Source organism: Rhodopseudomonas sp. WA056, from assembly GCF_010906995.1.
In the GTDB taxonomy this organism is placed as follows: domain Bacteria; phylum Pseudomonadota; class Alphaproteobacteria; order Rhizobiales; family Xanthobacteraceae; genus Rhodopseudomonas; species Rhodopseudomonas palustris_G.
In genome coordinates, this window is sequence record NZ_QPFS01000001.1 from 104,124 (window position 1) to 129,550 (window position 25,427).

Here is a 25,427-nt window from a genome sequence, read left to right on the forward strand (position 1 = left end):
CCCCCTCAGCGCGTCAGCTTCTTGTACTTGGCGCGGTGCGGGATGATGGCATCCTGGCCGAGACGGCGCATCTTGTCCTTCTCGTAGTCCTGGAAGTTGCCTTCGAACCACTCGACGTGGCTGTCGTCTTCGAACGCCAGGATGTGGGTGGCGATACGATCGAGGAACCAGCGGTCGTGGCTGATGATCACGGCGCAGCCGGCGAAATCCTCCAGCGCCTCTTCGAGCGCGCGCAGCGTGTCGACATCGAGGTCGTTGGTCGGTTCGTCGAGCAGCAGAACATTGGCGCCGCTCTTGAGCATCTTGGCGAGATGGACGCGGTTGCGCTCACCGCCGGACAGCGAGCCGACCTTCTTCTGCTGATCGCCGCCCTTGAAATTGAACGCCGAGCAATAGCCGCGGGAATTGACTTCCTTCTTGCCGAGCAGGATCAGCTCGTTGCCTTCCGAGATTTCCTCCCAGACGGTCTTCTTCGGATCGAGCGCGTCGCGCGACTGATCGACATAGCCGAGCCGCACCGTCTCGCCGACCGTGATGGTGCCAGAATCCGGCTTCTCCTGCCCGGTGATCATCCGGAACAGCGTGGTCTTGCCGGCGCCGTTCGGTCCGATCACGCCGACGATGCCGCCCGGCGGCAGTTTGAAGGTGAGATCGTCGATCAGCAGGCGGTCGCCGAAGCCCTTGGTCAGGTGCTCGAAATCGACCACATTGTTGCCGAGCCGCTCCGCCACCGGGATAATGATCTGGGCGGTCTGGGTCTGCTTCTCCGACGCCTTGGCGAGCAGTTCCTCGTAGCGCTGATAGCGCGCCTTGGATTTGGCCTGGCGTGCTTTCGGCGACGACGCGATCCACTCCTGCTCGCGCTCGAGGGTCTTCTGATGGGCCGCATCCTCGCGGCCTTCCTGCAGCAGCCGCTTCTGCTTCTGCACCAGCCAGGACGAGTAGTTGCCCTCGTAGGGAATGCCACGGCCGCGGTCGAGCTCGAGGATCCAGCTCGTGACGTTGTCGAGGAAGTAGCGATCGTGGGTGACGATCAGGATCGCACCAGGATAGTTGCGCAGATGGCTTTCCAGCCACGACACGCTCTCGGCGTCGAGATGGTTGGTCGGTTCGTCGAGCAGGAGGAGATCGGGCTGGTCGAGCAACAGCTTGCACAGCGCGACGCGGCGGCGTTCGCCGCCCGACAGTTTGCTGACATCGGCGTCGTCTGGCGGGCAGCGCAGCGCGTCCATCGCCTGGTCGACCTTGCTGTCGAGATCCCACAGCCCCGCGGACTCGATCTGGTCCTGCAGCGCCGTCATCTCGTCGGCAGTCTCCTCGGAGTAGTTCATCGCCAGCTCGTTGTAGCGATCGAGGATCGCCTTCTGCTTGGCGACGCCCAGCATGACGTTCTCGCGCACGGTGAGCGCCGGATCAAGCTGCGGCTCCTGTTCGAGATAGCCGACGCGGGCGCCCTCGGCGACCCAGGCCTCGCCGGTATATTCCTTGTCGATCCCCGCCATGATCTTCAGCAGGGTCGATTTACCAGCGCCGTTGACGCCGAGCACGCCGATCTTGGCGTCCGGATAGAACGACAGATGGACGTTATCCAGCACCTTGCGGGTCGGATAGGCCTTGGTCAGACCCTGCATGAAATAGACGAACTGGCGAGCCATTTTGGCCTTGCAACCTTCACGAGCTTTGAGAGAGGATGCCTCTTCTAGCGAAACAAACCGCATTTCACAATCGACGATGCGGTTGCTGCGGGGCCGACAATGGTGGCCACAGAGCAGACGGAAGCTGGTGAGGCCACCTCCGATACAGTTCCGTCCAGTCGCGGCGATCCGCTCGACATCCGGGCCGATGTGAGGGCCTTCGCGCGGATGACCTGCCCCGAACAGGCGTCGCCGCCGCTGTCGATCTGCCTGCTGGGCGAATGGGGATCCGGCAAGTCGACCTTCATGGAAGGCATCCAGAGCGAGGTTAAACGACTCACCGCGCTGCCGCCCGAGGGCCACGCCTCCCCTGCACCGGCAGAGGACGAACCCAATTTCGTCGACGACATCGTCCAGATCCGGTTCAATGCCTGGCATTTCGCCGACGCCAATCTGTGGGCGAGCCTCACCGCGGTGTTCTTCGATCAGCTCCGCCGCGGCGGACATGACGGCGGCCGGCAGCGCGACTATCAAGAGCTGATCACCAAGGTCGCCGACAAGGTGAGAAGCCTGGAAGCGAGCGCCGCTCAGGCGGCCGGCAAGGTGGACGAGGCGAAGCGCAAACTGGAGACGGCAAACGCGGCCCTGACCGCAGCGGAGAAGCAGCTCGCCGCCAGCGAACTGGCTCTGGCTTGGGACCAGTTGCAGGCGGATTTCGAGACCATCCGCAACGACAATCAGGCCAAGCTGAAAGAGATCGGGCGCCGCGTCTATCGCGACGATCTCGCCGCAGACACCAAGACGTTCGCGGCCGCCGTCGCCGACGCAGCCTCGGCGCCGGGAAAGCTGGCCTTGATCGGACGCATCCTGATCGGCGGCGGCCCGGCCACCTGGCTCGGCATCGTCGCGATCTTGGCGATCGGATGGATCAGCGTCGTCCTGCCCGCATTCGACACGACCGATGCCGCGACCTTGTATCAGCGGATCGGCGCCTGGGGCGCTGGCACCTTCGCGGCGCTTGGTGCGCTGTGGCAGACGTTCAGGATGGCCAAGCCGATCATGGACGGCGCCTGGAAATACGCCAAGGCGGTCGAAGGCGCGCGCGAAAAGGCCGCCAAGGATCTCGAAACCAAACGCAAGCAAGCTGCCGAGGCCGCCGCCGCATTGACCGCCGCGGAGGCAGAACTCGCAACCTCCCGAGAGCCGCTGACCGGTTTCCTGCACGGCCAGCCGGCGGACGCGCCCGCCACCATCCTGCGCTACTTCCTGTTCGAAGACAGCGACGTGCGCGACTACGACAAGCACGTCGGCATCGTCAGCCGGGCGCGGCGATCATTCGAGCAGCTCGACGCCATCGTTGCCACCGCCCGGCTCGGCCGCAAGGCGGATGAGAAATCCCGGCAAGGTAAAAAGCTGTCCAAGGACGAAGCGGCGTTGCGCGACAAATGGCTGGCGACCGGCGATGGCAGCGGGCTGCGCGTGCCCGACCGCATCGTGCTGTATATCGACGATCTCGACCGCTGCACCCACGATCAGGTCTACGCGGTGCTGCAGGCGATTCACCTGCTGCTGTCGTTCGAACTGTTCGTCGTCGTGGTCGGAGTCGACGTCCGCTGGATCGAAGCGGCGATCGCGAGATCGTTCGACAAGGTCGGCGCCGCCGGCAACGACGCGCCGCACGTCCCGAGCATCGCACGGCGCAAGCAGGCGCTCGATTATCTGGAGAAGATCTTCCAGATCGCGTTCTGGCTGGAACGTCTGACGCCCGGCAACGGCACCGCCGAAGGCAGTTACGGCGCTTACGTACGGACGCTCCTGAAAGAGAACGAGCGCGCGACACCGGGTCCAAGCATCTTCAAGTCGGTGCTGGCGTCGACGTCGCTACGGCTGGACGCTGACTTTGCCCGGAAGCTCGCCATGGACGAGCTGGAAGCTCCTGACGGCACCGTGTGCCTGCCGGACGAGCCGTTGCCGGAGGAAGACGAGTTCAGCGCGGTGAGCGCGGCTCTGGCCTCGCTCAAACTGGAGAAGCAAGAGGTCGAGCTCTTGGCAAGCCCTCTGATCGGGGCGCTCGCCTGTCAATCACCGCGCGCCGTGAAGCGGCTGGTGAACATGTATCGGATCGTGCGGGCGCGGCTGTCCGACCGCGAGCTGGAGCAGTTCCTCGGCAGGTCGGACGGTCCGCCGCGCTACCCGATCGTCACGCTGCTGGCGGCGATCGAAACCGGACAGCCGCTCGAGCTGGCCGAGCTGTTCTACCCGGCGCTCGACGCTCTGCCGCGCGCGGCTTCACTCGCCGAAGCGCTGCCCGATGCGGCCTGCGACGAAGCCCAGACGCAGGCCGCATTCGGCGGCATGCGTGCAGGATACGATCTGCTGAAGCAGGCCATCGCGTTGGAGCCCGCACTGGCGACCGCGATCCGCACCCTCGACAAACAGCATCCGCAGGAATTCACGGTCGAGGTGTATTCGCAGATGGCCAGGCGGGTGCGCCGCTATTCGTTCAAGCGCTCCTACTAACGGCGCGCCCGATCCTCGTTAACACCTCGTTCAGCCTGTTCTCGCGCGATTCCGAGATGCGAACGATTCGAAGACAATTTTAACGACCTCGTCCAACACTCGTGGCTCACGGCGGTGACGGGTGCGCCGACGCGACGGCGCTGCACCGACCCACGGGGCGACAAGCATGGCAAGCCTCACCACGACCAACGAAGTACGTCACGAGCAGCAGGCCGCGCCCGACACCAGCGTGCTGGCCGAAATCCGGCTGTTCTGGCGGCAGTTCTTCGTCCAGGCGTTCGCGCCGTATCGGCCGGAACTGCACTATATGCGCGGTCCTGGTCCGGCGTGGCGGGCCAAGCACGCCCACAAGCCACCGCCGCGGGGCTGACAGCCGCCCCCTCTTCATCTCGGCAAAACGCCCGCCGATGGCTTGCACCGGCGGGCGTCGATTTCGTTGCAAAGAGCGCAGTTCGGTCAGCGGATCGTTACGGGCGCCGGCAGCGGCTGGACGGATGTCGGCTGTGCGCCCGGCAGCGGCGCCGGAGGCTGGGGCAACGACTGTCCGGTGGCCATGGTCCCGGCGGGTTGCGCCTGCGCGGTCGCGGTCGGCTTCGGCGGCGACCCCGGCATCACCACGACGCGGGTGCCGACCTTGGCGCGCTCGAACAGATCTTCAACGTCTTCGTTCAGCATGCCGATGCAGCCGGAGGACACGAACTTGCCGATCGTCGACGGCTGGTTGGTGCCGTGAATGCGATAGACGGTCGAACCGAGATACATCGCCCGGGCGCCCATCGGATTGCCCGGACCACCGGCCATGAAGCGCGGCAGATAGGGCTGGCGTTCGATCATCTCGGCCGGCGGATGCCAGTCCGGCCACTCCGCCTTGCGGGTGATCTTCTGGACGCCGTTCCAGGTGAAGCCGTCGCGGCCGACGCGGACGCCGTAGCGGACCGCACGACCGTTGCCGAGCACGTAGTACAAATGGGTATTGGCGGTGTCGACCACGATGGTGCCGGCGGGCTCCTTGGTGGCGAAGTCGACCTCCTGTCGGCGCAGATTCGGCGGCAATTGCACGCTCTGGTCGGCATCCGGCTGCTCTTCCGGCGGCAACGCCGAGACTTGCAGCGGCCTGCCGTCGGCACCGAGCTGAGGCGATGGCGATGCGCCGCTGACACCGGCCGGCGGACGCACGCCATCGTTGCCGCGATCGGAATAGATCACCGCAGGCGGCCCCATCGGGCGGCCGTAACGCGGATCGTCCGGCGACATCACCGGACCTTGCGGTGCCGCGTTGGAATAGGCGGGCGGCGCCATCGGACGGCCGTAGCGCGGATCGTCAGGCGACATCACCGGCCCCTGCGGAGCCGCATTGGAATACATCGGCGCGGCCGGACGGCCATAGCGCGGATCGTCCGGCGAGAGCACGGGGCCGGGCGGCGGCAGCGTCGCGGAATGACGAGCGGCGGGCGCATCCTCGTCGTCGATGCTGTCGAAGTTCGGCAGCCCCGGACGATCCTCCCCGGCTTGCCCGACATAGGCGCCGGGGGTCGAGGGATAGTTCTGCGCGAGCGCGGCGGAAGTTCCCGCGGCGGCCATGGCGGCGGACGCCAGCAACGTCAGTAAGCGCTTGTTCATCATAACCCGTTTGTAAATCGGAGCCGCAACCGGACCGTTAACGGCGTCGGGATGCCGGAGGATCGCGGCGCATTCAAGACGATGCCGGCACAATCACGCGAATTTTGGCAATCTTTGCAGCGCACGAGCGCTTATGGCCGCGGAAAACTCGACAGGCGCGGTCGTCGGTCGCAGATTCGAGATTTCCGTTCGCTCCCGGCACACCTCGGAAAGCGTCCGCCAGCAACCATCGGCCGCACCCGCTGAATGATGTCCTGAGTCGTTTCGCGGCGCGTGATGCGACTCGTTTTGCGCTATTGTCGGATGGCTTTGATTCGCGGCAGGTTTTGTCGGCCGCGAAGCAGAATGTCGTAGTGGTCGCCGCGTTGGTGTTGGTCAAAAAGTGCCGTCGCGCTCGATGCGCGATGATGGAATGAATCCGAGATGCTTCCCGGTTTCCGGTTTCTGTTCGCGGCGATTACGCTTGCGGTTTCGTTGCTGGTGTTCGGCCTCGGCGCTGCCGCCCTGCTTCGGGCGACGCACGAGCAGTTCGTCAACGTGCATACGGTCCGGCCTGCGGCAATCACGCTGCTGGCACGGTCACCCGAGGCGCCGATGCCGAGCCTGAGCATGCTTCGGATCGATTCGCCGCCGCCCCCGGCAGTCATCGCACAGCCGGCAGCAATCGCGCCGCTCGCTGCGCAAGCGCCGATGCAAGCAGCTCCGGCCGAACCGGCGCCAGTTGCCATCGACTCAGCCTCACCGAGCAGCGGCAGCGCGAGCGCCACCCCGGAGACCGACTACCCTTCCCTCATCGCGGCGCTACAGCCTGACGCCCCTGCCATGCCCGAGGCCGCACCGCCGGCCGAGCTGACGCAGTCGGCGTGGCCGGCCGCGCCGACGCCGGAGACGCAAGCGCCTGACACCTCGATCGCCGCCATCCCCGCGACTCCGGAGCCGCAGGCGACCGTGACCGATGCGGCGAATCAGAACGGCCCGCAGGCCGGGGCGGAAGTGCCGTCCGCCGCGACGCCCGCCGCCGAGACCAGATCGGCCGCCGCCCCCGAGCCGGTCGCAGAGCCACTGCCCGAAGTGGAGCCTCTGACAGGGCCGATCCCCACCCCGCGGCGTGATCCACGCGTCAGAACCAGGACCGCGGCGACCGCCCCCGCCGCCAACGAGCCCGCGCCGGCCGCAGCCGCTTCGCCCGACATCGCTTCGCCCGCCAGCGCTTCGCCTACCGCAAGTTCACCTGCCGCCGACACGCCCGATATCACCGGCTCGATCGGCGACACGCTGCCACCGCCGGGCGCGACGCCGCTGCCGGTGGCACGGCCGAATCCCGAAGCTCGTCGTCCTGCCAAGCAGCGTCGTCAGATCGTGCGGCGGCGGACCGTGCAGCCGCAATCCGATTCAGGTCTGTAAGCCAGCCGGTTACGGCGCGCCGGTGGCGATCGGCGGACCGTCCTGCAACCCCCATTCCGACCATGAGCCGTCGTAGAGCGCCGAGCCGCGCACGCCGAGCCGATAGAGCCCCAGCGTCAGCACCGCGGCGGACACGCCGGAGCCGCAGGTGGTGACCACCGGCAGCGCCAGATCGAGCCCCGCCCGTTCGAAGATCTGCCGCAGCTCGTCGAGCGGCTTCATGGTGCCGCTCGCCGCATCGATCAGGTCGTTGTACGGCAGATTGCGGCTGCCCGGAATGTGGCCGGCGCGCAGGCCCGGACGCGGCTCAGCCACGCTGCCCTCGAACCGCGGCGCCGCGCGGGCGTCGATCACCTGCTCGGCACGGTGATCGAGATTGGCGACGAGCTGATCGCGGCTGCGGACGAACGACGCATCGAGCTTGGCGCTGAACCGGCCCGGCGCGATCGTCGGCTTGCCGGCTTCGGTCGGCCGGCCTTCCGCCATCCACTTCTTCAGCCCGCCGTCGAGAATGCGGATGTCGGCATGGCCGAACGACAGGAACATCCACCATGCCCGCGGCGCTGCCACCCAGCCGCCGGCATCGTAGGCGATCACGGTATCGCCGGACGAGATGCCGAGCGCCTCGACGTCGCGCGCGAACTGCTCGGCGGTCGGATACATATGCGGCAGCGGGCTGGTGTGATCGGACACCGCATCGACATCGAAGAACACCGCGCCCGGGATGTGCGCGGCGAGATAGTCCTCCGCCGGCAGCGGCAGCACGCCGGGCATCTTGAAGCTGGCGTCGATGATCTTGACGCTGGGATCGCCGAGACGATCAGCGAGCCAGTCGGTGGAGACCAGGGGATCGACTGTGGCAGTCATGAGATAACCTCGAGCAATCAACAAGACCAATCCAACCCGTCATTGCGAGGAAGCGCAGCGACGAAGCAAGCCAGCTCCGGCACGGAACCGGATTGCTTCGCTTCGCTCGCAATGGCGAGGAAAGCAAGCGAGGCGATGGTCAAGCCCGCGTGTGACCGCCGGAGACCAAAGTCTGATCGCAATGCGCCTCGGTCACTTCTTCTTCGGCACCCAGGCTTCGACCGGGCCACCGGCGTCGCGCCAGGCGGCGAAGCCGCCCTCGATATGCGCGACCGGCTTCAGTCCCATGTCCTGCGCGGTCTTGGCGGCGAGCGCCGAGCGCAATCCGCCGGCGCAGTAGAACACGAATCTCTTGTCCTGCTGGAATTGCGGCTTGGCATAGGGGCTCTCGGGGTCGATCCAGAATTCCAGCATGCCGCGCGGACAGGAGAACGAACCCGGGATCCGCCCCTCCCGCTCGAGTTCGCGCGGATCGCGCAGGTCGACGATCAGCACGCCGGCATCGTTCTGTAGGGCGATAGCCTCGGCCGGCGTCAGCGTTTCGATCGCCGCATTGGCGTCGTCGAGCAGTACCTTGATGCCGCGGGTGATGGTCTGGGACATGGTCGTTCCTCGTCAACTTCTTGTTTTATCGCCGGGTCATTCCAGGGCGCGCGAAGCGCGACCCCGGAATCTCGCTATTTGGATCGAAGCGATTCCGGGTTCGCGAGCTGGCGCTCGCGCCGCGGAATGACGCTTTCAAGGCCTCAGCGCACCAGCTCGCGCATCGCGCCTTCCAGTCCCTCGATCGTGATCGGATACATCCGCTCCGAGAACAGCCTACGGATGATGGTGGTGCTCTCCGAATAGTCCCAGTGCCGCTGCGCCACCGGGTTCAGCCACACCGCGTGCGGATAGGTGCGCAGCACCCGCTCCAGCCAGACGTGTCCGGCCTCCTCGTTGACATGCTCGACCGAGCCGCCCGGAACCATGATCTCGTACGGACTCATCGAGGCGTCGCCGACGAACACGACTTTGTAGTCGTGCGGAAACTTGTGCAGCACGTCCCAGGTCGGGGTGCGATCGGTGAAGCGGCGCTTGTTCTGCTTCCACACGCCTTCGTACAGGCAGTTGTGGAAGTAAAAATATTCCATGTGCTTGAATTCGCTCTTGGCCGCCGAGAACAACTCCTCGACCTGAGCGACGTGGCTGTCCATCGAGCCGCCGATGTCGAAGAACACCAGCACCTTCACGGCGTTGCGGCGCTCGGGCCGCATGTGCACGTCGAGATAGCCGTGATTGGCCGTCTCGCGGATCGTGGTGTCGAGATCGAGTTCGTCCGGCGCGCCGGTGCGGGCGAACTTGCGCAAACGGCGTAGCGCGACCTTGATGTTGCGGATGCCGAGCTCGACATTGCCGTCGAGATCCTTGAACTCGCGCTTGTCCCACCCCTTCCCGGCGCGCTGGTGGCGGCTTTTTTCCTGGCCGATCCGCACACCTTCCGGATTGTAACCCTCGGCGCCGAACGGCGAGGTTCCGGCTGTCCCGATCCACTTGTTGCCGCCCTGATGCCGCTTCTTCTGCTCCTCGAGGCGCTTCTTCAGCGTTTCCATGAGCTTGTCCCAGCCCATCGCCTCGATCTGCTTCTTCTCCTCCTCGCTGAGATATTTCTCGGCCAGCTTCTTCAGCCATTCGGCCGGAATCTCCGCCTTCTCCATTGCATCGAGCAGGTTTTCCAGACCCTTGAAGGTCGCCCCGAACACCCGATCGAATTTGTCGAGATTGCGCTCGTCCTTCACCAGCGCGGCGCGCGACAGGTAATAGAAGTTCTCCACGCTCTGATCGGCGAGGTCGGCGTCGAGCGCCTCCATCAGCGTCAGATATTCGCGAAGCGTGACCGGAACCTGGGCGTCGCGCAGCGACGTGAAGAATTGAAGGAACATGAACGACAGATTGCCCGACCCTGCGGCCCCGTCAAGACGGAATACCTCCGTTGCGACTGTTGAAAACTCGGCGCCGAGATGCCGATAGGCACAAATCCGAGCAATGGAATTATGACTCAGTAAAGCATCCAAGGTGCAAGCACAGGCGCCTCACGAATGGCCTGTCGATGTCCCCTCGCCTTCCCCCGTCCCGAAGCTGGATCGGCCGCGTTTCCACCGCGACGCTGGTCGTCGCGATGTTCGTGGCGGCGCTCGCCGCCTGCGTGCTCGGGCTGGTGGTGTGGAAGGGCTACGACTCGCGCAAGATCGCGCTGGCGCAGAGTGAGACCGAGATACGGAATTTGGCGCATTCGCTCGCCGAGCACGCAACTCACACTTTTCAGGGCGCCGACGTCGTGCTCGACGATATCGTGTCGTTCCTGAAGTGGCGGCCGGATCCGGGGGAAGCCTTCAACCAGCGGCTGCACGCGCTCGCCGACAACCTGCCGCAGCTTTCCGACGTTGCGATCATCGACGCCGGTGGCGCAGTCGCCTACGCATCGGCCAGCCCGCTGCCGCTGCTGAACAACGCCGACCGCAGCTACTTCCGTCATCACCAGGACCACGCCGAACACAAGCTGCTGATCACCGGCCCGATCCAGTCGCGCACCTCGGGGCAAGAGGTTTTCGTCGTCAGCCGCCGGCTCGAAACCTCGAACGGACGTTTTGCCGGCGTCGTCGTCGCGACCATCGCCAGCGACTATTTCAGTTCGTTCTACAAAACGATCGATCTCGGCGTCGGCGGCAGCATCGGGCTGCTCCGCAGCGACGGCCGGCTGCTGATTCAATGGCCGTCGCTCCAGAGCGGCCGCGACATGTCGGAGGTGGCGCTGTTCCAGAGCCCGCTGCGCGACACCCCTGACGGTTATTACCTGACCGTTTCACCGTTCGACGGCCTCACGAAATACTTGGCATACCGACGGCTCGATCGCTATCCGCTGGTTGTGACGGTGGCGCGTACAGAGGATTCGGTGCTGGAGCGTTGGCGCGACGCCGTGGCGTCGGACGCGGCGGTCGCCACGGCGATGCTCGCTTGCGTGGTGCTGCTGGCAGCGGGTCTGGCAGCGCAGTTGCGCAGCCGCCAGGAGGTCCAGAACCTGCTGCGCGAGCGCGACGCCCACTACCGGCTGATCGACGCCAATATGGGTGACGTGATCGTCGTGACAGACCCCGGCGGCATCATGCGGTTCGTCTCGATGTCGGTCGAAACCGTGCTCGCTCTGCCCCCGGATCAACTGGTCGGCCGCTCATGGACCGAGCTGGTGCATGCCGATGACGTACCGGCCGTGCTGGCGGTGGGTGCGCGGCTGCGGGAATCGCCGGCGGGATTGTGCGCCGAGTTTCGGATGCGGCGCGCCGAAGGCGATCTGATCTGGCTCGAAGCGAACTTTGCCTACGCCAGAGACGAGGATGGGCCGACCGACTGTGTCGTCGGCACACTGCGCGACATCACAAAGCGCAAGGCGATGGAGCAGGAGGTCAAGGCGCTCAATGCCCGCCTGGCGGAATTGGCGCGAACCGATGGCCTCACCGGCCTGCCCAACCGCCGGTCGCTCGACGGCTTCATCGATCGCACCGCCGCCTCCGCCACGACGATGGCGGTGCTGATGATCGATGTCGACGACTTCAAGGGCTTCAACGATCATTTCGGCCACCAGGGCGGCGACGACGCGCTGCGGCAGCTCGGCAATCTGTTCAGCAGCCTGGTGACCGGGATGCACGGTTTCGCCGCGCGCTATGGCGGCGAGGAGTTCACAATCGTGCTGCCCGGCGCGGACGCTGCCGCCGCGATGAGTTTCGCCGACAGTTTGCGAGCGTCGGTGCGCGGGCTCGCGGTGCGGAATCCGGCCTCGGCGCACGGATGCCTGACCGTCAGCATCGGCTTCGCCTACGGCACCGCGCCGTTCGATTCCGCGCTGCTGCTGCGCGACGCCGACATCGCACTGTACGAAGCCAAGCGTCGCGGCCGCGACTGTTGCGTCGCCGCCACGGCGGCTGCTTTCGTCGCCGATGCCGCGCCGCTGCAACCGGAGCAGGAATCCGCCTCCGCCGACACGGCCTCATAGCTGCGCGGCCGATCTCGCGTCGAAGCACATCATCCTGCGATCAGCACGCGCACCCCGCGAGTTGCCGGGCCCCCCACGACTTGCCGGAGCCTGCAAAATCGGTAGCCTGACCCGCGGGATGAGCGCTAAAGTCGCGCCTGCCGCCGGGCTCACGACCTGCGGCATCGGAACAAACGTGAGGAGCGCAATGGGGATCGATTCCATTCTGGTCTGGCTTCTGGTCGGCGCGGTCGCCGGCTGGCTCGCCGGGCTGATCGTTCGCGGCGGCGGATTCGGACTGGTCGGCAATGTCGTGATCGGCATCGTCGGCGCCGTGGTTGCGGGCTGGCTGCTGCCGTTCCTCGGCGTCAACCTCGGCGTCGGGATCTTCCGCGCGATCATCAATTCCGCGATCGGCGCCGTGATCGTGCTGGTGCTGCTGGCGATGATCCGCAGAGCCTGATACCGACGCTACGCGATCAGCGGTCGCCTTCGGTGACCGCGCCCCCCTGCTCCAACCACCACCAATCAACAAACAACAACAACGGCGCGCGCGCCGGATCAGACGAGGCTGAAACGCATGAAGTTCACCGGCACCAAGGACTATGTGGCGACCGACGACCTCAAGGTCGCCGTCAATGCGGCGATCGTGCTCGAACGGCCGCTCCTGGTGAAGGGCGAGCCGGGCACCGGCAAGACGGTGCTGGCGGAGGAAGTCGCCAAGGCGCTGAACGCGCCGCTGCTGACCTGGCACATCAAATCGACCACCAAGGCGCAGCAGGGCCTGTACGAATACGACGCGGTGTCACGCCTGCGCGACAGCCAGCTCGGCGATCCGCGCGTCTCCGACATCAAGAACTACATCAAGCGCGGCAAGCTGTGGGAAGCCTTCACCCACGAAGGGCGACCGGTATTGCTGATCGACGAGATCGACAAGGCCGACATCGAGTTTCCGAACGACCTGTTGCTCGAACTCGACCGGATGGAATTCCACGTCTACGAGACCGGCGAGACGATCCGTGCCGAGAAGCGGCCGATCGTGGTGATCACCTCGAACAACGAGAAGGAGCTGCCGGACGCGTTCCTGCGCCGCTGCTTCTTCCACTACATCAAGTTCCCCGACGCCGACACCATGCAGGCGATCGTGGACGTCCACTTCCCCGGCATCAAACAGCGCCTGGTCGAAGAAGCGCTGAAGATCTTCTTCGAAGTACGCGACGTGCCAGGCCTGAAGAAGAAGCCGTCGACCTCCGAACTGCTCGACTGGCTGAAGCTGCTGCTCAACGAAGAGATGAGCCCGGAGCAGCTCCGCGAGCGTGACCCGCGCAAGCTGATCCCGCCGCTGCACGGCGCGCTGCTGAAGAACGAACAGGACGTTCACCTGTTCGAGCGGCTGGCGTTTTTGAGCCGGCGAGAGGTTTAAAGCCCCTCTCCTCGTCATTCGGGCGCGCGCGTAGCGCGACCCCGAATGACGAGGTGTTCTGCGCAATGCATTGCTCCCCGCAGGTCGCCGGCATGGGCCAAGCCTCACGTGAACTGGATTGCCAGCTCCGCCGCCTCGAACCGGCGCTCGGCGAGGTCATGCTTGGTCAAGAAGTAGTACAGGTAACCGCCCGGCCCCCAGCCGGCGGCTTCACTGCCATTGGTGTAGCTGTCGAGCTGCAGCAGCAATCGATACTGATCGCACGGCTGATCTAGCGTGAACTCGAAGCTCTCGCCCTGCAGCAGATCCGGCCAGCCCAGCAGCTTGCTGCAATTGCACGGGTAGTCGATCTCGGCGGGAAGGCCGTACTGCCGCATCTCGCGATGGAAGCTCTTGTAGATCGTCTGACTCGACCTGTCCGGCAGGATCGCGGTGATCACGCTGCTGTCCGGGTCCGGCAGATCCCACATCGGCCGGAACAGCAGCTCTGCGCGCGGGAACACCGTGAGCATTTCCAGCGGTGGTTCGGCCGGCACCAGATGGTCGGTTTCGGGCCAATAATACAGCGCGCCGCCCTCCCCGGTTAACAGACACCCCATCACCGTATCGTGGTCACCGAAGCACGACAGCAGACCTTGCGACGGCAATGCCTCCACTCCCGGCAGCCCGCGCAGGTCGGCGCAGTTGATCTGGCCGATGAACAACATCGGCTCAGTCGCGGCGACCGGCCATTGCCAGCCCGGCGGCGCGCAGGGCATGCCGCCGAGGCGTGAGCCGTCGATCCGCGCGTCGGCGCGCGCCGCTTGCGGCCACAGCCCGATCGCGGGACGAAGCTGGCGCAGCAGCGCCGCCGCTTCCAGCGGCACCGCTGCGATCAGCCGCTTCGCGATGTCGGCGACGTCCATGGCCGGCGGCGGCGGCTGACGCGCCAGCCGGAACATCGGGTGATCATTTGGCGCGCCGCCGTCGGCCGAGCCGGGCGGGGCCGCCGAGTGCCCGCGGACCTCGGCCTCGACCGCGGCCGCCTCCAATCTACGCAGCGCCTGCTCCACGCTCAGGACAACCTCTGGATCGGGATCCGACAGCAACGCGCGCAGCCAATCGAGGCCGCTGGCGCGTCCGGACAGCTCACGCTCGATCCGCACTTGGTCTTCCATGCGCCGATTGAGCGCGCCGACATGCTCGATCGCGGCGCGGTTGCGGACGTTGTCGAGCCAGGCCTGCAGCAGTTCGGCGTCGGATCGTTTGACCAGCTCGTTCATGCCCCACCTCCCCAGAGGCAGACTACAAGAACAAACAGAGAACTATCCAGTCAGTATTTTCCCGTCGGTGAAATCGATCAGCATTCGGTATACCAAAATGACGTAGGAATCGGTCAATCCAGTTTCATTCTGGCGATTCTTATGGATTCATGTATACAATGTGAACTCAACAATAACACTCAGGGAGGCCACGATGCCCGCCTTTCCGCTCAACGCCTGGTATGCGGCGGCTTGGGACGCCGACATCAAGCGCGCGCTGTTTCCGCGGACGATCTGCGGCAAGCATGTCGTGATGTATCGCAAGGCCGACGGCAGCGTCGCCGCGCTGGAGGACGCCTGCTGGCATCGTCTGGTGCCGCTGTCGAAGGGTCGGCTCGAAGGCGACACCGTGGTCTGCGGCTATCATGGGCTGAAGTTCAATCCGCAGGGCCGCTGCACCTACATGCCGTCGCAGGAGACGATCAATCCGTCGGCCTGCGTGCGCTCCTATCCGGTGGTCGAGCGGCATCGCTTCGTCTGGCTGTGGATGGGCGATCCGGTGCTGGCCGATCCGGCGCTCGTCCCCGACATGCATTGGAACGACGATCCGGCCTGGGCCGGCGACGGCAAGACGATCCACGCCAAATGCGACTGGCGTCTCGTCGTCGACAATCTGATGGACCTCACCCACGAGACCTACGTGCACGGCTCCTCGATCGGCAACGAGGCGGTGGCCGAGGCGCCGTTCGACGTCACCCATGGCGACCGCACCGTCACGGTGACGCGCTGGATGCACGGCATCGAGCCGCCGCCGTTCTGGGCCGCGCAGCTCGGCAAGCCCGGCCTGGTCGACCGCTGGCAGATCATCCGGTTCGAAGCGCCGGGCACCGTGACGATCGATGTAGGCGTGGCACCGGCCGGCACCGGCGCACCGGAAGGCGATCGGTCGCAGGGCGTCAACGGCTACGTGCTCAACACCATGACGCCCGAGACCGACACCACCTGTCACTACTTCTGGGCGTTCGTGCGCAATTACCGGCTCGGCGACCAGCGCCTCACTACCGAAATCCGCGAAGGCGTCTCCGGCATCTTCCGCGAAGACGAGATCATCCTCGAAGCCCAGCAGCGCGCGATGCTCGAGAACCCCGACCGGGTTTTCTACAATCTCAACATCGACGCCGGTGCGATGTGGTCGCGCAAGCTGATCGACCGCATGGTGGCGCAGGAAAACGCGCCGAAGCTGCAGGCGGCGGAGTAAGCGATGAACGACAAGGCCGCGGACCGCTCGATGTCGCAGACCGTTCGCGCGCAGCTTGCGCTGCGCGACATGGTACTGTCCGGCCAGCTTCGCGCTGGCGAACGGATCTCCGAACTGCAGGCGGTCGACATCACCGGGGTATCGCGGACCCCGGTGCGGATGGCGCTGGTGCGGCTGGAGGATGAAGGCCTGCTGCAGGCGATCCCGTCCGGCGGCTTCATGGTGAAAGCCTTCTCCGAGCGCGACATCCTCGACTCGATCGAACTGCGCGGCACCATGGAGGGCCTCGCCGCCCGGCTCGCCGCCGAGCGCGGCGTCAGCGCCCGGCAGCTCGAGCCGCTGAAGCAGTGCCTTTCCGACATCGACGAGCTGGTGCGGCAGGCCCCGATCTCGGTCGACGCGTTCTCGGCCTATGTGGCGCTCAACGCGCGGTTTCACGCGCTGCTCAACGAGCTGTGCGGCTCGGCGCCGGTGATGCGCCAGATCGATCGCGTCGCCGCCCTGCCGTTCGCCTCGCCGAGCGCCTTCGTGATGGCGCAGTCGGCGCTGCCGGAGGCGCACCAGATCCTGCTGATCGCACAGGATCACCACCGCGCCGTGATCGACGCGATCGAGAACCGCGAAGGCGCGCGCGCCGAAGCAGTGATGCGCGAACACGCCCGGCTCGCGGTGCGCAACCTGCGGCTGGCGCTGAGGAGCCGCACCCATCTCGACCTGCTGCCGGCGCTGACGCTGGTGACCCAGGCCGCCGACAAATAGTCAGTTTCCCCCTCATCGACAGGAGCCCGCGATGCGCTTCGCCGAACAGTGGACCAGCAGCACCGTCGTTTCGACCCGCGACCTGACGCCGTCGATCCGCGAAATCGTGCTCGAACCGGATACGGCGGTCACCACCTGCGCGCCCGGTAGCCATATCAACGTCGCCGTGCTGATCGACGGCCGGCCCGACAAGCGCAGCTACTCACTGGTCGGCGCGCCGGATCATGGACGGTTGCGGATCGCGGTGCGGCTCGCCGGTGACAGTCGCGGCGGATCGCAAGCGATGTGGGCGCTGAAGCCGGGGCAGCGGATCGACATCACCCATCCGACCTCGCTGTTCGAGATCGATTGGAGCCGCCGCAGCTATTGCCTGATCGCCGGCGGCATCGGCGTCACGCCGATGCTCGGCATCGCCGCGGCGCTCGCCCGCCGTGGCACTGAGCTGACGATGCACTACGCGGTCAAGTCCCGAGCGGACGCCACGCTGCACGACGAGCTGACCGGCCTGCTCGGCGACCGGCTCCGGCTCCACGCCGGCGACGAAGGCGCCCGGCTCGATCTCGACGCCACCTTCCGTGCTCTGCCAGAGGGCGCCGTGGCGGTGCTGTGCGGTCCGCTGCGGATGCTGGAAGCTGCGCGGCACGCCTGGCATCGGGCAGGCCGCCCGGCGAGCGATCTGTGTTTCGAAACCTTCGGCTCCAGCGGCCGGCTGCCGACGACCGAGTTCTGCGTCCGCATCGCCGCCACCGGCAACGAAATCGTGGTGCCGCGCGACCGCTCGATGCTGGACGCGCTGAACGCCGCCGGCTTTGAGGTCATCTCCGATTGCGAGCGCGGCGAATGCGGGGTCTGCACCGTCGACGTCACCGCCGTCGAAGGCGAGATCGACCACCGCGACGTGTTCTTCAGCGACCATCAGAAGCACGACAGCGGCAAGATGTGCGCCTGCGTCTCCCGCGCCCGCGGCACGGTGACGATCGATACACTGTACCGGCCGGATCAATTGCCCGTTGCGGCGGCGTAGAAGTGCATCTCTCGCGTCATCGCGACGACGCGGGGCTGACGAAACAATGACGAGAGCCGCCAACCCGAGACTCAGCGCCAGCCTTCCAGCACACCGATCGGCTGGTCGCAGACCCATTCGGGTCGCAGCATCACCTGGCAGCCTTTGTCGAACGGCAGCAGTCCGACCCGGCGCTGGTCCTGCATGATTTCGATCGACCAGGTCCGCGGTACCGACGGATGCACCTGGACCAGCCGCTGGATCACGCCGGCGGCAAACAGCGTCGCATCGATATCATCGGCCAGCGCCGCCCCGTCGTGGCCCGGGCCATCGACGCGGTTGATCGGATCGCGGACATGAAATCGATAGAACGGCATAGCACTAGAATGGCGTCGGCAAAGGCTCCGCAAAATGACGCAGATCAAACGGAGCCTATCGGGGGCGCTATTCTTTGGATGATCAGCCGATTAGCAAGCGGAATCTTGATCAAAATCAAGGGAACTCACGCCCGGCGGCTCAGCGGCCGGGCTTCTCGAACAACTGATAGCTGAGATGGGCCTTCACGGTCGGCCATTCGGCGGCGATGATCGAGTACACCACGGTATCGCGTAGCGTGCCGTTGGGCGCGATCTGGTGATTGCGCAGGATGCCGTCCTGCTTGGCACCGAGCCGCTCGATCCCGCGCCGGGACTGATGGTTGAAAAAGTGTGTGCGGAACTCGACCGCAATACAGTCCAATTTCTCGAAGGCGTGTTGCAGCAGGAGCATCTTGCATTGCGTGTTGAGTCCGGTCCGCTGCACGCGAGACGCGTACCAGGTCGAACCGATCTCGACCCGGCGATTGCCGGCATCCACGTTCATATACGTGGTCATGCCGACGATCTTGCCGGCAGCGTCCTTCACCGTCCACGGCAGCATCGCGCCCTGCGATTGCAGCGCCAGCCGCCGCGCGATCTCGGCTTCCATCTTCGCAGGCTCGGGCACGAACGTGTACCACAGCTTCCACAGTTCACCGTCCTTCACCGCCTCGATCAGCCCGTCGCAATGCGCCGGCTCCAGCGGCTCCAAAGTCGCGTGCGGGCCGCTCAGGGTGACGGGTTCGAGCCAGGGCATCTGCGCTGCTTCCTCATGGGTGTCGGGAACCGAAACCATAATACGCGATGGCCGGGCTTGTCCCGGCCATCGACGAACATGCGCGTATGCGCCGATCGAGGGGCGCGCCCCGGTCGCGCGTTGTCAGGAGAGTTGAAAGACCTGATCGGCACTACTTGTTGAGAAAATTCAGCGCCAGTCCCGGCCGGGCCCAATCCATCACGATCAGTTCGCCCCGTCCGGACAGGGTGATGTAGGCGGTCTTCAGGTCGGGACCGCCGAACGCGATGTTGGTGGTGACGCGGTCGCCGGTCGGGACCTGCTCGACCAGCGTGCCGTCCGGCGCGATCACCGAGATGCAGCCGGACACCAGCGTGGCGACGCAGACATTGCCGCTGGCCTCGACCGCGAGCGAATCGAACATCTGATAGCCCCCGAGCCCGCAGATCGGCTTGCCCTTCTCGCCGCGATAGATCACGTCGCGCGGCTTCACCTCGCCCGGGATGTGCAGATCGAACGCCCACAACCGGCCGGTGGGCGTTTCGGCCGCGTACATCGTCGCTTCGTCCGGCGACAGGCCGATGCCGTTCAGCGGCAGCGTGCCGAACACCTGCTCGGTGATCTCGGTCATGCCGGGCTTGATGTAGTAGGCGGCGCCGACGTCCATGTCGCGGGAGCGGCGTTTGCCGAGATCGGTGAACCAAAGCCCGCCGTGCTTGTCGAACACCAGATCGTTCGGCCCCTTCAGCGGGTGCTCGCCGCATTTGTCGAACAGCGTCTCGACCTGCCCGCTCTGCAGATCGACGCGCTGGATCGAGCCGCCGATATATTCGTGCGGCTCCGGCGCGCCCGGCATCATCGTTCCGCGCGAGGCGAACCAGCCGAAGCCGCCATTGTTGCAGATGTACATCTTGCCGTCGGGGCCGAGCGCGGCGCCATTCGGCCCGCCCGGGATCTTCGCCACCACCTCCTTGCGGCCGTCCGGCCACACCCGCGTCAGTTGCTGGGCGCGGATTTCGACCAGCACCACCGAGCCGTCCGGCATCACCACCGGGCCTTCGGGAAACGCCAGATCGGTGGCAAGAACGCGGACGTTGGACAATGGTTTTCTCCCGAGATGTTTGTTGTGCGCGGGAGATGAGACTCCCCGCGCTTATTGTCTCGGGAACGAGTTGTAAGTCATGTCGTCGCGGCTTGCCAAGCAAGCGCGATAATTCCATCAAGCGGCAGACGCCGGAGAAGACAGCGCGGAACTACTTCGCGTCGGTCTTCGGCGGCGTCGCGTCCTTCGGCGGCACTGCATCCTTGGACGGCGTCGCATCCTTGGCCGGCGCAGGCTCGCTCTTGGCCGGCTTCTGCGCGGCTTGTAGTTCGGCCAGTTGCTTCTGCAGCGCTGCCACCGCGGCACTCAGCGCGGCGATCTGCGCGCGGGCCGCATCGAGCTTCTGCTGCTGATCGAGCCGCGCCTTGTCGAGGCTCTTGTGCAGGAAGTCGACATTGCTCTGCAGGCAACTGGTGCGCCGCTCCATGGTTTTCTCCACGGTGCAGATCTCGATGCCCGGCACGTCCTGGGCGGTCGCGGCCGGGCTCCACAGCAGCGGCGCCAGCAGCGCCAGCGCGATCATCGGTTTGCCGGCCATCATCGTCTCCTTCGTTTGCGTCAGGTGGCAGCGAAGCCGCTGGCGCGCCGGCCGTCAACCGCTCCATACCGCGGCGGATTGCCGGACTGAGGGCAGCCGTGCGAGGTTCTCGCCATGCAGGAGGCTCCCGCCGAGGAACAGTGCTTCGTCTATGTGCTCGGCTGCGCGCACGCAGGCCGCTATCTCACCTATGTCGGCTGGACGCTCGACCTCGACCGCCGCCTCGCCCAGCACAACGCCGGCACCGGCGCACGCTCGACCCGCGGCCGTGCCTGGGTGCTGATCCATTCGGAACGTTTCACCTGCCGCCGCGACGCGATGAGCCGCGAGTGGCATCTCAAGCGCGACCGCGCCTTCCGCCGCCGCCTTGCCGCCGAAGCGCAAGCCCGCGTCGCCAAGGTGCCGACAGCCCGCAAAGCTGTGCCAGCGCGTAACAAGACGCGTGACCGATCTTAACCTTTGGAACGCGGCCTGAACGAAGCGGGCCCGAATCACTGCGAATCAGCTCGCGACACGAACTCCACACCAGATCGCGTGCGAGCTGGCACAGCGACGGCACAACACCTGTTGACGCAGCCGGCGCGCGAAGCCGCGACCATGGCTGAATGGGTTAATACGCGTGCCCGTGCGTTCTGCCTTCGCTGACGTCCTCGTGGATGCTGTGCGCGTCAACGCGTGAGCTATCACGGTGGACCGCGTGTCCCCGAATGCGACACCGCGCCTGCACGACCTTAACGTTTCGAACGCGGCCAGAACGAAGCCAGCCCGAATCACTGCGAATCAGCTCTCGCGGTCGCGCGCTCACTAGATCTCGGCGACGCCGAGACGATCCAGCACAACACCTGCACGCGCGTGTTCCCGCGACCGCGATGATCGCGGCAAAAGTCGTTAACGCGCGGCCGAGCGGGTACGGCGAACGTCGCTTGCCGGCGCTGCAAAGATCGTCACCGAGTGCGTGCGTGCCGCCTCACCGGCGTTGTCCCCGGATGCGACACTCGCCGTGCTCGATCTTAAGCTTTGGAACGCGGGCGGAACAAAGCACCGACGAATCAGCGCGAATCAGCTGCTCGCGCTGTGCCAACACCAGATCTCGCCAAAGGACATCGCGGACGCGCGCTAGATCTATGCGGCGGTGTTCTCGCGCGAGACCATCCGCGGCTCCACATCGTTAACGTTCAAGCACAAACCGGACGTGAAAATGCACGCCGGCGCGCGGGAGCGCACCAGCGGGCGGCATTGCTGCGAGATGGCGAGAAAAGCCCGGCCGGGCGCGGAGCGCCTGCCGGGACGCGAAGCTCAGCTGCGCGGGCGGATATACGGCTCGACCGGGCCGTGGACCTTGATCGCAAGCTGATTGCCGAAGCGATCCTTGGCGGTGCCGGCGGCAACGCGGATCCAGCCCTCGCTGACGCAGTATTCGATCACGTTGGTCTTGTCCTGCCCCTTGAAGCGGACGCCGACGTCGAGCTCGAGCAGATCGGCGTTGTAGTAAGGGCTGGAGGGCTCGATCGACAGACGATCGGGCAGTTCAATGTTCTGAGTGTCGGTCATAGCAAGGTCTCGATCTCTTTCGAAAGCGCCTCCGGCGTGGTGGTCGGCGCATGCCGCGATACCACGCGCCCGGACCGATCGACCAGGAACTTGGTGAAATTCCATTTGATCGCCGAGCCGAGCAAGCCGCCCTTTTCGTCCTTCAGAAACTTGTACAGCGGATGCGCGCCGGCGCCATTGACGTCGATCTTGGCGAACATCGGGAAGCTGACGCCGTAATTGGTCGAACAGAACTGCGCAATCTGGGCTTCGTCGCCGGGCTCCTGGGCGCCGAACTGGTTGCACGGAAAGCCGAGCACCGAAAAGCCGCGCGGGCCGTATTTCTGCTGCAGCGCTTCGAGGCCCTTGTATTGTGGAGTGAAGCCGCAGGCGCTCGCGGTGTTGACGATCAGCAGCACCTTTCCTTCGAACTGTTTCAGCGCGACGTCTTTGCCCGCCAGCGATGTGGCGGTGAAATCATAGATCGACGCCATCGTCCCCTCGCTTCCGTCTCAAGCCATCGGATCAATCGGCGACGGCGGCGCGCCGCCGGCCTCGATCGCTTCGCCCGCGAGCAGGCACAGATCCTCACGATAGCGTCCCGATACCACCTGCACGCCGACCGGCACGCGGCCGACCATCCCGGTCGACACGGTGAGGCCGGGCAGGCCCATAAACGGCAGGCCGACCTGCGGCATCTGCGCCGCCCACACCCGCTTAAACGAGCCTTCATCCTTCAAATCGAGGCGCTGCGGGAACGGCAGCTCGCCGCACACCGGCATCAGCAGCACCGCATAGGTCTCGAAGAAGGTCTGCCAGTCGCGCGTCAGCGTGGCGCGGCGGGTGAGCAGCTTCGAGTAGCTGGCGAGGTCGCCGATCGCCTTGTCGCGATTGCCGTGCAGACACGCCAGCGCGCCTTCGTCGCCCTCGCGCTCGGCCGCGTCCAGCATCGCCTGATAACCGTCGCCAAGCCAGAACTGCGCCTGCAGCTCCGCAGCCTCGCGCAGCGGTGGCGTGCTGGCGATCTCCTCGACGATCCAGCCGGCGGCTTCGAGCCGGCGCGCGGCGTCTTTCAGCGCATTGCGCACTTCCAGCACCACCGCAAGATCGTCCGGCGCGATGCACAGCGCGGCGCGCTTGTCGCGCGGCGGGCCGTCGAGTGGCGCCGGCACCCACCACGGATCACGCGCATCCGGCTGCGCCAGCGCCTGCAGCCCGAGCCTCACATCGGCGACGGTCCGCGCCAGTGGACCAGAGACGGCGCTGATCTGCGGGCAGATGGTCCGCTCCGGCGAGGAGGCGTTGTAGGCCGCGACGCGGCCGAGGGTCGGCCGCAGCCCGTGCACGCCGCAGGCATAAGCGGGATAGCGCACCGAGCCGGCGATATCGGTGCCGTGCGCGATCGCGCCGATGCCGGCCGCGACCGCCGCGGCGGCACCACCGGACGAGCCGCCCGGCGTGATCGAGGAATCGCGCGGATTCAGGGTCTCGCCGTGCAGCTTGTTGGCGGTGAACCAGCGATAGGAAAACGCCGGCGTATTGGTCCGGCCGATGATCACCGCGCCGGCTTTGCGCAGATTGTCGACCACCGGATTGTTGGTCTTGGCGATCCAGTCGCGCTGCAGCGTCACGCCGTTGGTGGTGGCAAAGCCCTGCTGATCGACATTGACCTTCACGGTCACCGGCACGCCCGCCAGCACGCCCGGCGTCTCGCCCTTAGCGAGCGCGGCATCGACCGCATCGGCCTGCGCCAGCGCGTCCTCGGCCTTGTGATCGACCACCGCGTTGATCGCAGGATTGACGGCATCGAGCCGGCGCAGCGCGGCCTCGGCCACTTCGCGCGCCGAGACGCGGCGGCTGCGGACGAGATCGGCCAGTTCAGTCGCGGGAAGGCGCCAGATGTCCTGCATGATCACTCCGTTGCGAGACAGATGTGATAGCGTGGCAGGATCAGGCGCGCCACCGCCAATTCAGCAGCCGCTCAATGCCGGTTCCGCGGTGACGCCGGCAGATCGAGCATCGCCTCGCTGAAGGGGAATTCCAGCAGCACGTCGCCCTCCTCGTCGGTGACTTCGAGGCTGGCGCGGATCAGGTCGAGCTGCGCGCTCTCGGTTTTGACGATTTCGCGGATGGTGGCACGCGCCACTTCCCAGGCGTGGTCGGCGTCGCGCAGCTCCTCGCCCTCCGGATCCGGAATCAGTTCCTCGCCGATCCGGGTGTTGAAGAAATATCGCGGCAATTCCGACTCCCGATTGGACATCTCGTCAAGGTGGCCATCACCGGCATAATCCGCAACCCTGCCGGCCGCGCGGAGCGCTGTGCGGCGCTCGCAAACCGCACGGTTTCGCGCTAACAGGTCGAGATGCCATTCGATCCGGAAGCTGACGCTCCGTCCCCGCAGCCTGCCGCGACCACGCCGCTGTCCTCGCAGATGCTCACGGTCGGCGACGGCCACGCGCTCTATGTCGAAAGCAACGGTCGCGCCGATGGCATCCCCGCGGTTTATCTACACGGCGGTCCTGGCAGCGGCTGCCAGGTCGATCATCGCCGGCTGTTCGATCCGCAGCGATTTCATGCCGTGCTGTTCGATCAGCGCGGCGCCGGCCGCAGCCGCCCAAAGGGCGGGCGCGACGCCAACACGCTGCCGCATTTGATCGCCGACATGGAGGCGATCCGCAGCCATTATGGCTTCGAACGCTGGCTGGTGGTCGGCGGCTCGTGGGGCGCCACGCTGGCGCTGGCCTATGCCGAGGCGCATCCGGAGCGCGTCAGCGGGCTGGTACTGCGCGCGACCTTTCTCGGCACCCGCGCCGAACTCGAGACCGCGTTCCTGTCGACGCTGCCGCGGTTCTACCCGGCGCTGTACGACGACTTCATCAGCGTGTTGCCGGAGGCCGAGCGCGCCGCGCCGCTCGATGCCTATTGGCGCCGCATCCTCGATCCCGATCCCGCCGTGCACGCTCCGGCCGCGCGCGCCTGGGGAGAGACCGAAGGCATTCTCTCCAGTCTCGCGCCGCGGCGGACCCGGCTCGATCGCGCCGCGCTATCCGGCAACGGTGCGCTGCCGATGACGCCGTTCATGGAGGCGCACTACTTCGCCCACGATTGCTTCCTGCAGCCGGATCAATTGCTGCGCGATGCGCCGAAACTCGCCGGCATCCCCGGAGTGATCGTTCAGGGCCGCTACGATCTGCTGTGCCCGCCATCGACCGCACAGCGCCTGGCTGCGCTGTGGCCGGAGGCCGAGCTGCGCACCATCGATGCCGCCGGCCACCTGCTGTACGACCCCGGCATCCGCGACGCAGTGATCGCCGGGATCGGCGACGTCTCCGCTGGGCCCGACGCGCTGAGAGCGCCGTAAGACCGACACCGCTCGCCGCAGCAGTTGCCCCTGGTCCGCCTGTAATCGCAGCATCACATCCTTGCGATA

General features: G+C 66.0%; 25 protein-coding genes. 11 read left to right on the plus strand and 14 right to left on the minus strand.

The features are described 5' to 3' along the window. Positions 1-5: 5 nt before the first annotated feature. Positions 6-1,655, minus strand: a complete 1,650-nt coding sequence (gene ettA / locus DU475_RS00530; protein WP_047309747.1) for an energy-dependent translational throttle protein EttA — start codon at positions 1,653-1,655, stop codon at positions 6-8. A 99-nt stretch (positions 1,656-1,754) separates the two neighbouring features. Between ettA and DU475_RS00535 the strand changes: the two genes are divergently transcribed. Together DU475_RS00535 and DU475_RS00540 are read left to right on the plus strand one after the other, a co-directional pair. Then, positions 1,755-4,154, plus strand: coding sequence for a P-loop NTPase fold protein (locus DU475_RS00535; RefSeq protein WP_164630067.1), 2,400 nt, complete (start codon positions 1,755-1,757; stop codon positions 4,152-4,154). Positions 4,155-4,320: 166 nt separating this feature from the next. Beyond that, a complete protein-coding gene (locus tag DU475_RS00540; protein ID WP_013501504.1) occupies positions 4,321-4,524 on the plus strand; it encodes a hypothetical protein in 204 nt (67 codons plus the stop codon). An 86-nt stretch (positions 4,525-4,610) separates the two neighbouring features. On the opposite strand, the gene DU475_RS00545 is transcribed toward DU475_RS00540, so the two are convergent. Next, the gene (locus DU475_RS00545; RefSeq protein WP_041807142.1) at positions 4,611-5,777 is read right to left on the minus strand and encodes a L,D-transpeptidase; all 1,167 of its coding nucleotides are present in this window, start codon (positions 5,775-5,777) and stop codon (positions 4,611-4,613) included. Between the two features lie 420 nt (positions 5,778-6,197). On the opposite strand from DU475_RS00545, the gene DU475_RS00550 reads away from it, so the two are divergent. Beyond that, positions 6,198-7,178 carry a hypothetical protein gene (locus DU475_RS00550; protein ID WP_013501502.1) on the plus strand — a complete coding sequence of 327 codons (981 nt, stop codon included), beginning with the start codon at positions 6,198-6,200 and terminating at the stop codon, positions 7,176-7,178. A 9-nt stretch (positions 7,179-7,187) separates the two neighbouring features. Here the strand turns inward: DU475_RS00550 and sseA are convergent, their stop codons facing one another. The 3 genes from sseA to DU475_RS00565 form a co-directional block, all read right to left on the minus strand. Further along, positions 7,188-8,045: a 3-mercaptopyruvate sulfurtransferase gene (sseA, locus tag DU475_RS00555; RefSeq protein WP_164630069.1), complete on the minus strand. Its 858-nt coding sequence runs from the start codon at positions 8,043-8,045 to the stop codon at positions 7,188-7,190. Positions 8,046-8,237: 192 nt separating this feature from the next. After that, a complete protein-coding gene (locus DU475_RS00560) occupies positions 8,238-8,648 on the minus strand; it encodes a rhodanese-like domain-containing protein (RefSeq protein ID WP_013501500.1) in 411 nt (136 codons plus the stop codon). 143 nt (positions 8,649-8,791) lie between these two features. Then, entirely contained in the window at positions 8,792-9,967 is a 1,176-nt protein-coding gene (locus DU475_RS00565; protein WP_164630071.1) for a vWA domain-containing protein, read from the minus strand. Between the two features lie 167 nt (positions 9,968-10,134). Here DU475_RS00565 and DU475_RS00570 point away from each other — a divergent pair, with 167 nt between their 5' ends. The 3 genes from DU475_RS00570 to DU475_RS00580 all read left to right on the plus strand — a co-directional run bounded on the left by DU475_RS00570 (position 10,135) and on the right by DU475_RS00580 (position 13,474). Further along, entirely contained in the window at positions 10,135-12,072 is a 1,938-nt protein-coding gene (locus tag DU475_RS00570) for a sensor domain-containing diguanylate cyclase (protein ID WP_164630073.1), read from the plus strand. Positions 12,073-12,259: 187 nt separating this feature from the next. Beyond that, positions 12,260-12,514, plus strand: coding sequence for a GlsB/YeaQ/YmgE family stress response membrane protein (locus DU475_RS00575; RefSeq protein WP_013501497.1), 255 nt, complete (start codon positions 12,260-12,262; stop codon positions 12,512-12,514). Between the two features lie 117 nt (positions 12,515-12,631). Continuing rightward, entirely contained in the window at positions 12,632-13,474 is an 843-nt protein-coding gene (locus DU475_RS00580) for an AAA family ATPase (RefSeq protein WP_013501496.1), read from the plus strand. Positions 13,475-13,578: 104 nt separating this feature from the next. Here the strand turns inward: DU475_RS00580 and DU475_RS00585 are convergent, their stop codons facing one another. After that, on the minus strand, positions 13,579-14,736 hold the full coding sequence (locus DU475_RS00585) for a DUF1963 domain-containing protein (protein WP_164630075.1): 1,158 nt from the start codon (positions 14,734-14,736) through the stop codon (positions 13,579-13,581). Between the two features lie 193 nt (positions 14,737-14,929). Here DU475_RS00585 and DU475_RS00590 point away from each other — a divergent pair, with 193 nt between their 5' ends. The 3 genes from DU475_RS00590 to DU475_RS00600 are packed head-to-tail and all read left to right on the plus strand — an operon-like array spanning position 14,930 to position 17,756. Then, positions 14,930-15,973 (plus strand): aromatic ring-hydroxylating dioxygenase subunit alpha, encoded by a 1,044-nt coding sequence (locus DU475_RS00590; RefSeq protein ID WP_047309753.1) that lies wholly within the window; start codon positions 14,930-14,932, stop codon positions 15,971-15,973. A 3-nt stretch (positions 15,974-15,976) separates the two neighbouring features. Beyond that, positions 15,977-16,732 (plus strand): GntR family transcriptional regulator, encoded by a 756-nt coding sequence (locus DU475_RS00595; protein ID WP_164630077.1) that lies wholly within the window; start codon positions 15,977-15,979, stop codon positions 16,730-16,732. 31 nt (positions 16,733-16,763) lie between these two features. Next, positions 16,764-17,756: a PDR/VanB family oxidoreductase gene (locus DU475_RS00600; RefSeq protein WP_013501492.1), complete on the plus strand. Its 993-nt coding sequence runs from the start codon at positions 16,764-16,766 to the stop codon at positions 17,754-17,756. A gap of 71 nt (positions 17,757-17,827) precedes the next feature. Here DU475_RS00600 and DU475_RS00605 read toward each other — a convergent pair whose 3' ends face one another. From DU475_RS00605 to DU475_RS00620, 4 genes are all read right to left on the minus strand, one after another. After that, entirely contained in the window at positions 17,828-18,112 is a 285-nt protein-coding gene (locus DU475_RS00605) for a hypothetical protein (protein WP_013501491.1), read from the minus strand. Positions 18,113-18,251: 139 nt separating this feature from the next. Beyond that, positions 18,252-18,848 (minus strand): GNAT family N-acetyltransferase, encoded by a 597-nt coding sequence (locus DU475_RS00610; protein ID WP_047309772.1) that lies wholly within the window; start codon positions 18,846-18,848, stop codon positions 18,252-18,254. A 151-nt stretch (positions 18,849-18,999) separates the two neighbouring features. Continuing rightward, positions 19,000-19,929 carry an SMP-30/gluconolactonase/LRE family protein gene (locus DU475_RS00615; protein WP_013501489.1) on the minus strand — a complete coding sequence of 310 codons (930 nt, stop codon included), beginning with the start codon at positions 19,927-19,929 and terminating at the stop codon, positions 19,000-19,002. A 151-nt stretch (positions 19,930-20,080) separates the two neighbouring features. Then, the gene (locus DU475_RS00620) at positions 20,081-20,467 is read right to left on the minus strand and encodes a hypothetical protein (protein ID WP_047309757.1); all 387 of its coding nucleotides are present in this window, start codon (positions 20,465-20,467) and stop codon (positions 20,081-20,083) included. 114 nt (positions 20,468-20,581) lie between these two features. Between DU475_RS00620 and DU475_RS00625 the strand changes: the two genes are divergently transcribed. Next, positions 20,582-20,923 (plus strand): GIY-YIG nuclease family protein, encoded by a 342-nt coding sequence (locus DU475_RS00625; RefSeq protein ID WP_164630079.1) that lies wholly within the window; start codon positions 20,582-20,584, stop codon positions 20,921-20,923. Positions 20,924-21,763: 840 nt separating this feature from the next. Here the strand turns inward: DU475_RS00625 and DU475_RS00630 are convergent. The 4 genes from DU475_RS00630 to DU475_RS00645 form a co-directional block, all read right to left on the minus strand. Next, positions 21,764-22,018: a DUF3297 family protein gene (locus tag DU475_RS00630; RefSeq protein ID WP_012497047.1), complete on the minus strand. Its 255-nt coding sequence runs from the start codon at positions 22,016-22,018 to the stop codon at positions 21,764-21,766. Further along, positions 22,015-22,491: a glutathione peroxidase gene (locus DU475_RS00635; RefSeq protein WP_013501486.1), complete on the minus strand. Its 477-nt coding sequence runs from the start codon at positions 22,489-22,491 to the stop codon at positions 22,015-22,017. The genes DU475_RS00630 and DU475_RS00635 overlap by 4 nt, the downstream gene beginning before the upstream one ends. Before the next feature lie 18 nt (positions 22,492-22,509). Beyond that, positions 22,510-23,907, minus strand: a complete 1,398-nt coding sequence (locus DU475_RS00640) for an amidase family protein (RefSeq protein WP_164630081.1) — start codon at positions 23,905-23,907, stop codon at positions 22,510-22,512. Between the two features lie 71 nt (positions 23,908-23,978). Then, positions 23,979-24,236 carry a DUF6894 family protein gene (locus DU475_RS00645; RefSeq protein ID WP_041807742.1) on the minus strand — a complete coding sequence of 86 codons (258 nt, stop codon included), beginning with the start codon at positions 24,234-24,236 and terminating at the stop codon, positions 23,979-23,981. Positions 24,237-24,359: 123 nt separating this feature from the next. Here DU475_RS00645 and pip point away from each other — a divergent pair, with 123 nt between their 5' ends. Continuing rightward, a complete protein-coding gene (pip, locus tag DU475_RS00650) occupies positions 24,360-25,358 on the plus strand; it encodes a prolyl aminopeptidase (RefSeq protein WP_047309760.1) in 999 nt (332 codons plus the stop codon). Positions 25,359-25,427: the final 69 nt, after the last annotated feature.